Genomic DNA, 10,161 nt, shown 5'->3' with positions numbered 1-10,161 from the left:
TGGTACTTTCATTTTACACTGGGATACCATGGGTGTTTTTTATTTTTTAGGTGTTGCGCTTAATATTACAATTCAAGTTTTAAAAAAAATTAAATTATACGTTCTTTTATGGAAATTTTCGGATTTCGTCTTTACAATTTAGAGTATTTTCGTAATACTTAAGAATGGAATAATGAGCGGGGGGAGATCTGATGAAACGATCAATTGGATTATTTATCCTCGTCCTGACCACTGCTGTAGTGCTGATTGCAGGCTGGCTGTACTACCAGGACCGTATCGATAACGCTGGGGGAGCAGAGAGTGGCAGCGGTCAGCAGAATGGTGGCAGCGAAGCCTCCTCCGAGGGCGGTATCGATGCCGAAGGGCTCGATGCCGGTCTGCAGAACCAGCTTGAAGAAGCTGAACAGTCCGGGGAGGCACTGCGTATTGTAGTGGCAGGCTCCGACGCGGTGACGTCAGAAGGCGATAATAGCTTTCCGCAGCAGCTGGGCGATCGGATCGAGGAGAACTGGAACGGGATTGACACGGAAGTAGAAACGATTACATATGATGACAGCACGTCGCTTGAAGTGCTGAATGAAGGCGGGACAGAGGAAATGGCCGGTGCCAATGCTGATTTGTTTATCTTTGTGCCATTTGCGGTGAGTGATAACGGCACGGTCAGCAGTGACGATACCATTTACGCCACCCGTGAAGTGACGGAAGCGGTGCAGGAAAACGACAGCGCGTACTATATCAGCGCTCCGCAGCCTTGGTACGAAGCGCAGTATTACTTAGAACAGCTCGACGCCGTGGAAGGCTATGCCGACGAGGCCGGGGTCACCTACCTGAACCACTGGAGTGCCTGGCCGGCGGTGGATGATGAAGAACTAATCGATTATGTTGGCGAGGATACACCAGTGCCAACCGAACAGGGACACGCGGCCTGGACGGACGGTATCTGGCAGCAGTGGACGGAGAACGGGTCATAAAAAGGTCCTGCTTTTTGGAAAAATGGACCCGGGTCTGCCTGAATATGCTATACTACGCCTATAATGAATAAAGCATCCGGCCGATATAATGAGTAATGGAAAGAAATCAAAAGGAGTGTGCGCGTTTGGCACGAAAAAGAAAGCAAGAGACGAACACGAATCAGCGGAAGCTCATCACCTGGCTGAACAGTAAATCCCCGGTATCCGAGCAGTACCGTACGATTCGTACGAATATTCAATATTCCTCTGTAGATAAAGAAATGCAGGCAATAGTGGTTACGTCGGCAGGCCCGGGGGAAGGAAAGTCCACCACGGTGGCAAACCTGGCGGTAACGATGGCTCAGCAGGAAAAGAAAGTGCTCCTTATCGATGCTGACCTGCGTAAGCCGACTGTGCACTATACGTTCCGCCGGATGAACACCCACGGAATGATTAATGCTTTAACAAATCACGGGGAATACGCAGCGTACGTTCAGGAAACGGAAGTGCCCAATCTCGATATTCTGCCGAGCGGGCCGATCCCGCCGAACCCGTCTGAGATTCTGGGGAGCCGTTCAATGGCGCATTTGGTAGAGCTTGCCCGCGAGCAGTACGATGTAATTTTATTTGACGCACCGCCGGTATTGGCGGTGACGGACGTTCAGGTTATCTCCCGTCACTGCGACGGAAGCATTCTCGTCGTCAAAGCCGGTGAAACTGAAAATGACGCCGCCCGAAAGGCTAAAGAACTGTTAGAAGTGAGCGGTGTGCCGATCCTCGGCTGTATTCTTAACCAGAAAAAAGGCATGGATCAAAGCTATTACTATTATTACGGTCAATAAATACAACGAACCGGCCCCTGGATTGCAGGAGCCGGTTCGTTTGTGTTCCGGGAGATTAGTTTTTAGGGCAAAGAAAATCAGCTGTAGTCTACAAGGGAAAAAAGAGTTTGAATATTATGCTTCTCAAGCTCCGTAAGTATATCCTCGGAAACCGGCTCGTCTGAAATAAAATAATCAATTTCATTGAGAGAGGCAAAGGAAGAAATAGAGCTTTTGTTAATTTTTGAATGATCGATAAGGGCAACGACTTTACTGGCTTTGGCTACCATCTGTTTTTTTAAATCGACTTCATATACATTAAAGTCCGTAAGTCCTGTATTAACTGTAAAACCGCTGGCGGAAGTAAGCATAAAATCAACATGGATTTTATTTAACATATCAGCCCCCAGAACCCCCTCCAACGAGCTGGACCCATGTCGGACGACTCCTCCTAAAAGAATGACTGTTAAATTAGGATTTTCCCTTAATTCCAGGGCAGTGTAAATACCGCTGGTAACGACGGTAAGGCGCATATGGCTTTCCTTCAGCAGCCGGGCAAACTCAAGCGCTGTGGAACTGGCATCCAGAAGAATGCATTGGCCATCTTCAATTAACGATACTGCCATATGGGCGATCGTTATTTTTTCTGTTTTATTTTTCTTTTCTCTTGATGAAAAATTAATTTCGTTTTCTTCTGTTTCAGGTAAAACAGCCCCGCCATGAGTTCTGCGAAGCAGCCCTTCGTTTTCCATGTCCTTCAGATCGGAGCGGAGTGTCACTTCTGATACGTTCATTTTCTCTGCCAGGCCGCGGACAGTAACGCGGCGGTCAACGTTTAAGTATTCGAGGATTTTCTGCCGGCGTTCCGCTACAAATAATTTAGTCATCATTTCACCCTTCGAGTCATATTCTCTTCCTCATAGTAGAAGAAAAATTCACTTTTAGCAAAATATTTAATTTAAATTCCTTTATAGTATTTCTTTTTGTTTTGTTATATCTAATATGATTTATTAATTTTAGTATAAACGACAATTTTCGAAAGTAAATAAAAATAAAAATTGACAAACAAAAATAAAAGTGCGAAAATTTAATCAAATATTAACAGAAACGAGGAGTGGAAATAGTGAAAATAGCTATTGGAAGTGACCATGTCGCTTACGACTTGAAAGAAACGATAAAAAAACACGTGGAAGAACTGAATCACGAGGTCATAGATTATGGGTGCTATAACTGTACAGAGGTGGATTATCCGGATGTTGCATTTGAAGTAGCGGAGGATATTAACGATAATAAAGCTGACCGGGGTATTTTGATCTGCGGCACCGGTATCGGGGTAGCTGTCTCAGCTAACAAAGTTCCGGGCATTCGAGCTGCTCAATGTCATGACGCCTACTCTGCTGAACGGGCCCAGTTAAGTAACAATGCCCAGATTATTACGATGGGCGCCCAGGTCATCGGTGCAGAGCACGCTAAAAAAGTTGTGGAGACGTATTTAAGCGTAGAATTTCAGGGAGGCAATTCAGAGCGGAAGGTGAATAAGATTTCGGAAAAAGAAAAAGAATTTATGAAAAAATGATAAATAGGGAGGCTTAACGGTGAAAAAGTTAATTAATGATCCGGACGTCGTCGTCGAAGAAATGCTGAACGGTTACTTGAAAGCGCATTCTCAACTTGTGAAGGGGGTAGAGGCCCATCCGAGAACGATTGTCCGCACGGAAGCAGGGCTGAAGGAGAAGGTCAGTTTAATTATTGGAGGAGGCTCCGGCCATGAACCAGCTTTTATGGGTTATGTAGGGAAAGGAATGGCTGACGGCGTCGCAGTGGGCAATATCTTTTCTTCTCCGCCTCCGGATCCAATCGTAGAGGCAATAAAAGCAACGAACACCAACCAGGGCGCCCTGCTTTTATACGGGAACTATCAGGGAGATATTATGAACTTCGGAATGGCAGCGGATATTGCAGACATGGAGGAAAACATAGAAGTAAAGCAGGTCATCGTAAAGGATGATATTGCTTCAGCGCCAAGGGAGGAAGCGGAAAAACGAAGAGGGATCGCCGGGGAATTCTTTGTGACGAAGATAGCCGGAGCAGCAGCCGAGGAAGGTCTTTCGCTCGACGAGGTGTACCGTATAACCGAAAAGGCGAACCAGAATGTAGGCTCCATGGGCGTCGGCCTCTCTCCGTGCTCACTTCCGCAAACCGGGCAGCCAAGCTTCAGTCTCGAAGAGGATGAAATGGAAATCGGCCTTGGCCACCACGGGGAGCCGGGCGTGGAAAAAAGCAAGCTGGCTACTTCAAACGTTGTCACTGAGCGTATTTTAAACAATATTATTGATGAAATGGATATTGAATCCACGGATGAAGTGTCTGTACTTATTAACGGGCTCGGCTCCACGACCAGGATGGAGCTTTATATCATGTATGACAGGGTGGAAAGCCTTCTTCATGAAAAAGGAATAAATATTTATACGTCCTACGTAGGAGATTACTGTACGTCCCTGGAAATGGGAGGGTGCTCCATCACGCTTCTAAAAATGGATGAGGAATTAAAACCATTCATTGATGCTCCGGCCGAGTGCCCGATGTATACACAGAGTTAAGCAGGAGGAGATGACGGCATGAGGACAGGGGATTGGAAAAATTATTTTGAGAGCGCTCACAGCGTAATGGAAGAAAACAAAACCTATTTATGTGAACTGGACCGGGCGCTTGGAGACGGCGATCACGGTGTCACGATGAGTATCGGCTGGAAAGCCGTGCAGGAGGCCATTCATTCAAAGCTGGCGGACGAAACAGATTGCGGCAAAATCGCCATGACGGCAGGGCGCTCCTTTTTAAGCACGGTGGGATCATCAGTAGGACCGCTCTACGCGTCGGGCTTTATGGCCGGGGCGAAGGCAATTAAAAATAAAACCGAGCTTTCCATGGAAGATATGAGGCAGTTTTGGATTGAATTTATCCGCGGCGTGCAGGAAAGAAGCCAGGCGGAGCCGGGAGATAAAACGATGATGGATGTTCTATATCCTGTTCAGGCAGTCCTCGAAAGTGAAGAGGGAACGGTGGAACAAAAATTTGAACAAGCAGCAGTGGCGGCGAAAAATGGAATGGAGGCCACCAAAGAGATGAGCTCCAAAAAAGGCAGATCGAGCCGGCTGGGCGAGCGCTCCATAGGACACCAGGACCCGGGGGCGACCTCGATGCAGCTTCTATTCTCTACTTTTATTACAGAAGCCTTAAATTTAAAAATTACTGAAGGGGAGCATTAAAATGGTCATGAAATTTGGGTGCCAGGGTTCCACATGGGTGCTGGATTATGATGTAGAGGCAGACATGATGGACCAGATCATGGATGATGTAAAAAATGGCGGGCTGACAGGCCTGGATATGCAGATTTCTTTGCTTGGAAAGTATAGGGATAAGCCGGAGCGCTTCAAGGAAGAGCTTAATAAAAGAGGACTTCAATTGGCTGCACTGACAATCCCGCATGCGTTTGAAGGGGGAGAACCTTCAGAGCAGGAAAAAGAATTAGAAAATTACTATTTTGAATACTTAAAGCACTTTCCGGAAGCTGTGATGAACGTACCGTCCAGAGTCGGGGCCAGCCGGGACAATGTACGGCAAAGGCAGCAGGAGATTATCAGGGGTGCTAATGAACTGGGAAAGCGTGCACGGGAGGAGCACGGCATTATAACATCGCTTCATCCCATTTCCTATAAAACCTCCTACTGGAAATCCCGGGAGGATTATGAAGTTCTTTTCGATGGCCTCGATGAAAGATACATGGGCTATACGCCGGATGCCGGTCATATCATGTTCGGCGATATGGATCCGGTGGACATTTTCCGGGAAGCGTTGCCGTTAATTAAACACGTGCACTTTAAAGAAGCTTCCAAAAATCATGAATGGAAGAAAATGGGCGAAGGTGACATTGATTTTGTTGGGTGCATGCAGGTGCTGAAGGACGGCGGCTACGACGGCTGGGTGATGCTCGAAGAGGAAACCGGGGCAGCAGAACCGGATACAGGTAAAGTTATTAAAGAGCTTGGCAGCTACGTCAACAAACACCTCCACCCGATCATTCAGGGAAGCTGAGAGCATTTAGCATTACCGGAATTTATTCAAATACTGTTGCATGGAGGCGTGTCGAATGAAGGTTGGATTTATTGGCTTAGGCATTATGGGCAAACCGATGGCCGGACATCTTATCAGTAAGGGATTTGAGACGTACCTTTTTGATTTAAACACGGAGGCGGTCAACGAACTGGCAGCTTTAGGCGGCCAGGCGTGTAAAACAGGCCGGGAGGCAGCGGAAAACAGCGATGTCATCATCACGATGCTCCCGGAAGGAAAACACGTGTCCGAGGTGTTATTTGCAGAAACAGGGCTGGCTGCAGCAAGTAAGCCAGGCACCATTATCGTTGATATGAGCTCGGTATCAACAGAGGAATCGAGACTGTTTTCCAGTAAACTGGAAGCAATGAATATTCATTTTATCGACGCTCCTGTCAGCGGAGGAGAGCCAATGGCGGTTGAAGGCAGGCTTTCCATTATGGCAGGCGGGGACGAAGACCACTTTAATAAGGTACTGCCCGTATTGGAAGCAATGGGAGAGAATATTGTCCATTGCGGGGCGAATGGGACCGGTTCTGCAGCAAAGCTGGCAAATCAGATTATTGTCAGCGGAAATCTCGCCGCTTTATCGGAAGCCTGCGTGTATGCGAGCCAGGCAGGCATTGATTTAAATAAACTGTTTGAAGCCATACATGGCGGCCTGGCAGGCAGTGCTGTCATGGAGGCGAAAATGCCGCAGATCATCGACCGGAACTTTGAGCCGGGCGGCCGCATTGAAACGAATTACAAAGATTTAAAGAACATTCAGTCCTCAGCGAACGCAATTGGGGTGCCGCTTCCCGTCACGAACCTGGTGAAAGAAATTTTTCACTCTGAAATTGCGAACGGAAACGGGAAAAGGGACCATTCCCACATTATTAATTTCTTTGAGAGGATGGGGAACTGCCAGACTCCAAAAGGTGGCTGAACCGATTCTAATAAAGATTTTCTAAAAACTCAGGCTTTTATTAGTTTATCCAGCCGACAAACATAGGCGGCTGGATAAACATGAAAGGAGCTGATTTGTATATTAAATATTAATCATTATTTTTCTTAATATTCAGTTTTTATTTCCACTTAATGTAAGCGTTATCAATTAAAAAGAGGAGTTGATTGAACGTGAATTACAAAGTTTCTATGGCAGCAATTTTACCAGCTTTTTTAATCTTTGCGGCAGGGTGCCAGCCTGCAAACCCGGAAAGCCCGGACGGGGAAGAGGCTTCTTCAGGTGAAAACGGCGGCGGAGATAATGCTATTGAAGTTTGGCATATTGAAACAGGAGCAGGAGAAGAAGTACTTCAGGATGCGGCAGAGCGTTTCGAAGAGGAAGAAGGAGTTACAGTAAATTTAAAATATTACCAAAACGATCCATACAAACAGCAGATTAGTACGGCCATGGGTGGTAATGCCGCTCCCGATATTTTTCATTCCTGGGGCGGCGGCTGGCTGGAAAATTTCGTGGATGCTGATCAGGTGGTAAATATTACTGACGAAGTTGAGTCAGACAGGTTTCTGGAAGCGGGATTAGACACAGTTACCTTTGATGATGAAATTTACGGCGTGCCTATGGGTCTTGATTTAGTGCCTGTATGGTATAACAAAGAAATCTTCGAGGAATATGGTCTCGAAGAACCCGAAACATATGATGAGCTGTTAGACATTGTAGATACATTAAATGAAAATGACGTCATTCCGTTTGCTCTCGCAAACCAGACGCAATGGCCAGGTGCTTTCTATTTGATGTACCTTGCTGAAAGGGCCGGAGGGGAAGATTTATTCGCTGACGCCTTTAGCCGCGAAGGAAGCTTTGATGATGAAGCATATATCGAAGCAGGGGAAAAGATCCAGGAGCTGGTGGATAAAAACGCATTCCCGGACGGCATTAACGGCAGCGACTATGACAACGGCCAGTCCCGTCAATTAATGTATTCAGGTGACGCTGCAATGGAAATTATGACCAGCGGGGCAATGCTTAAAAACGTGGATGATGAAATGCCTGAATTTAAAGAAAACCTCGATTACTTTATGTTCCCTGAAATTGAGGGCGGGGAAGGCGCACAAAACCACCTTGTGGGCGGGGTAAGCCCGGCATTTTCCGTCTCGGAGCAAAGTGATAACAAAGAAGCCGCTATTGACTTCCTAAACTTCATTTCCGATCAGGAAACAGCCACCGACTTTGCTAATGAAAGCGGCGCTGTGTCTCCAGTAGAGGGGGCGGAGTATGAAGATGAATATATCAAGCGTTTAAGTGAAACTCTGGATGAAGCTGATTTTGTACAAACGTACTATGACCAGACCCTCCCTCCAGCGCTTGCAGAAGTCCATTTGGACACGACACAGGCCTTATTTGGCGGGTCGATCACACCAGAAGAAGCGGCAGAAGAAATGGAACAGGCTGCCCAGGAAGAGCTGGAATAATTAACTTCTATGTCAAGCCGGTCCACCGGCTTGACATAGTTAAAAATTGAGGTGAATGTTGTTGGCTACCAACGTCGAAAATAAAGTGAACACAAAATCCCGGGGTGCTTCCAGGAAAAAGAATGCCAAGAATTGGCTGGTCATATTAGGATTTATGGCTCCAGCGCTAATTTTCTACGGCGTGTATGTGGTTTATGCGATTGGGATGACATTTTATTACAGTCTGTTTGACTGGAACGGCATCGATTCCAATATGGTTTTTATTGGACTGCAGAATTACTTTGAAGTCATCCGGGATGGTGTGTTCTGGCAGGCTTCAGGAAACAACGCCCTGCTGATTGGGGCTTCATTGTTAACGCAGCTGCCTCTCGGCTTAATTATGGCTCTGCTGCTGTTCAGTCCGATCAAAGGGATGCGGCTGTTCCGTACTGTTTATTTTATGCCCTTCTTAATGTCTACGGTGGCTATCGGGATTTTGTTCATCTATATCTTTGATGCCAATTACGGACTCGTAAACCAATTCCTTGGCGCTGTTGGTCTCGAATCGTTACAGCGTGGGTGGCTTGGCAGTGAAGATACCGCCATCTGGGCCGTTATTGTCACAATTTGCTGGCAGTTTGCCCCGTTTTATATGATTTTATTCCGGGCCGCTATCGTCGGGATTCCGGAGGACTTATATGAAGCCGCTGATATTGACGGCGCTTCAGCCTGGAGGAAGTTTTCGGGAATTACACTGCCGTTACTTCGTCCTATCATTATCACCTCTGCCATTCTTTCCATCATTGGTGCTTTAAAGTATTTCGATTTAATTTATGTAATGACTGGCGGCGGTCCAAACAACTCTACGGAATTAATGGCTACTTATATGTATGACCAGACGTTCACAAACTTCAGCATGGGGTACGGCAGTACTATATCCTCAATGATGTTCATCATTGCATTTATAGTGACACTTTGCATCATTACCGTAGATAACAAAAGAAAGGCGGATTTCTAGATGATAAATAAATTAAGACAAACCCCGCTGTATATCGTAGCCATTGCTCTTCTTTTATTTACCGGTCTTCCTTTCTTCGTCATGATTAATACCTCCTTTAAAGGGCAGGCGGAATTTTCTTCAGCACCCTGGGCGCTGCCGGAGGCTTTATCCTTTCAGAATTATGCCTTTCTGTTTGAAACGAACTTTTTTCAGTTCTTTGGCAACAGCTTATTTGTAACAGTGATCTCGGTTATCTTAACGATCATATTTTCTGCGATGGCAAGCTATCCGCTGTCGCGCATGAAATTCAAATTAAACAGACCGATCCTGCTGCTGTTTATGGTAGGGATGATGATTCCTATTCACACGACGCTGATTCCTATTTTCCTGCTTACCCAGAACATGGGGCTGTACAACACTCTTTGGGGCCTTATTGGTCCTTACGTGGCCTTTGCTCTCCCAATATCGGTAGTGATTTACACTCAATTTATGTCTGATTTGCCGAAGGAATTAATCGAATCGGCAAAAATTGATGGCTGCGGGCATTTGCAGTTATTCTGGAGAATTTTATTCCCTCTATTAATTCCAGCGACCGCCACGGTAGCCATTTATAACTTTATCCATATATGGAACGAGTTTATTTTTGCTCTCGTGTTAACGAACTCCGACGAAGCAGCGACGCTTCCCATCGGGCTGCGGGAATTTTACGGAGAATTTTCGATAAACATTCCAGGACTGATGGCTGCCTTAACCCTGGCAAGCGTCCCGCTGCTGCTCGTATACTTCGTAGCCCAGGAGAAAATCATCAAAGGACTCGCGGCGGGCTCTGTGAAGGGATAACTTTATGAATAAAACGGATCTCCCTTTATGTAAAAATAAATAA

Annotated in this window: 11 protein-coding genes; 10 read left to right on the top strand and 1 reads right to left on the bottom strand. The window is 46.2% G+C overall.

What is annotated here, in order from left to right; genetic code table 11:
• Positions 1 to 191 precede the first annotated feature (191 nt).
• Together ACTRXI_RS06540 and ACTRXI_RS06535 are read left to right on the top strand one after the other, a co-directional pair.
• Positions 192 to 971 (top strand): hypothetical protein, encoded by a 780-nt coding sequence (locus ACTRXI_RS06540; RefSeq protein WP_474261669.1) that lies wholly within the window; start codon positions 192 to 194, stop codon positions 969 to 971.
• Between the two features lie 125 nt (positions 972 to 1,096).
• Positions 1,097 to 1,792 (top strand): CpsD/CapB family tyrosine-protein kinase, encoded by a 696-nt coding sequence (locus tag ACTRXI_RS06535; protein ID WP_474261668.1) that lies wholly within the window; start codon positions 1,097 to 1,099, stop codon positions 1,790 to 1,792.
• Positions 1,793 to 1,869: 77 nt separating this feature from the next.
• Here ACTRXI_RS06535 and ACTRXI_RS06530 read toward each other — a convergent pair whose 3' ends face one another.
• A complete protein-coding gene (locus tag ACTRXI_RS06530; protein ID WP_474261667.1) occupies positions 1,870 to 2,658 on the bottom strand; it encodes a DeoR/GlpR family DNA-binding transcription regulator in 789 nt (262 codons plus the stop codon).
• Positions 2,659 to 2,894: 236 nt separating this feature from the next.
• Between ACTRXI_RS06530 and rpiB the strand changes: the two genes are divergently transcribed.
• From rpiB to ACTRXI_RS06490, 8 genes are all read left to right on the top strand, one after another.
• Entirely contained in the window at positions 2,895 to 3,347 is a 453-nt protein-coding gene (gene rpiB / locus ACTRXI_RS06525) for a ribose 5-phosphate isomerase B (RefSeq protein WP_474261666.1), read from the top strand.
• A gap of 19 nt (positions 3,348 to 3,366) precedes the next feature.
• Positions 3,367 to 4,371, top strand: coding sequence for a dihydroxyacetone kinase subunit DhaK (locus ACTRXI_RS06520; protein ID WP_474261665.1), 1,005 nt, complete (start codon positions 3,367 to 3,369; stop codon positions 4,369 to 4,371).
• An 18-nt stretch (positions 4,372 to 4,389) separates the two neighbouring features.
• A complete protein-coding gene (gene dhaL / locus ACTRXI_RS06515) occupies positions 4,390 to 5,037 on the top strand; it encodes a dihydroxyacetone kinase subunit DhaL (protein ID WP_474261664.1) in 648 nt (215 codons plus the stop codon).
• Between the two features lies 1 nt (position 5,038).
• The gene (locus ACTRXI_RS06510) at positions 5,039 to 5,863 is read left to right on the top strand and encodes a sugar phosphate isomerase/epimerase family protein (RefSeq protein WP_474261663.1); all 825 of its coding nucleotides are present in this window, start codon (positions 5,039 to 5,041) and stop codon (positions 5,861 to 5,863) included.
• Between the two features lie 55 nt (positions 5,864 to 5,918).
• Positions 5,919 to 6,809, top strand: coding sequence for an NAD(P)-binding domain-containing protein (locus tag ACTRXI_RS06505; RefSeq protein ID WP_474261662.1), 891 nt, complete (start codon positions 5,919 to 5,921; stop codon positions 6,807 to 6,809).
• A gap of 191 nt (positions 6,810 to 7,000) precedes the next feature.
• A complete protein-coding gene (locus ACTRXI_RS06500) occupies positions 7,001 to 8,299 on the top strand; it encodes an extracellular solute-binding protein (protein WP_474261661.1) in 1,299 nt (432 codons plus the stop codon).
• A gap of 55 nt (positions 8,300 to 8,354) precedes the next feature.
• Complete coding sequence (locus tag ACTRXI_RS06495) at positions 8,355 to 9,296, top strand: carbohydrate ABC transporter permease (protein ID WP_474261660.1); 942 nt, start codon at positions 8,355 to 8,357, stop codon at positions 9,294 to 9,296.
• Positions 9,297 to 10,118: a carbohydrate ABC transporter permease gene (locus ACTRXI_RS06490; protein WP_474261659.1), complete on the top strand. Its 822-nt coding sequence runs from the start codon at positions 9,297 to 9,299 to the stop codon at positions 10,116 to 10,118.
• Positions 10,119 to 10,161 lie beyond the last annotated feature (43 nt).

It is taken from the genome of Marinococcus sp. LNHM4E3-1, from assembly GCF_056034405.1.
Note: the sequence above shows the minus strand (reverse complement) of the source record. Positions and strands in the feature narration are given on the sequence as shown.

Coding starts and splice junctions, on each gene's coding strand:
- ACTRXI_RS06540 (WP_474261669.1), top strand. CDS start 192: ATGAAACGATCAATTGGATTATTTATCCTCGTCCTGACCACTGCTGTA.
- ACTRXI_RS06530 (WP_474261667.1), bottom strand. CDS start 2,658: ATGACTAAATTATTTGTAGCGGAACGCCGGCAGAAAATCCTCGAATAC.
- dhaL (WP_474261664.1), top strand. CDS start 4,390: ATGAGGACAGGGGATTGGAAAAATTATTTTGAGAGCGCTCACAGCGTA.
- ACTRXI_RS06510 (WP_474261663.1), top strand. CDS start 5,039: ATGGTCATGAAATTTGGGTGCCAGGGTTCCACATGGGTGCTGGATTAT.
- ACTRXI_RS06505 (WP_474261662.1), top strand. CDS start 5,919: ATGAAGGTTGGATTTATTGGCTTAGGCATTATGGGCAAACCGATGGCC.
- ACTRXI_RS06495 (WP_474261660.1), top strand. CDS start 8,355: ATGTTGTTGGCTACCAACGTCGAAAATAAAGTGAACACAAAATCCCGG.
- ACTRXI_RS06490 (WP_474261659.1), top strand. CDS start 9,297: ATGATAAATAAATTAAGACAAACCCCGCTGTATATCGTAGCCATTGCT.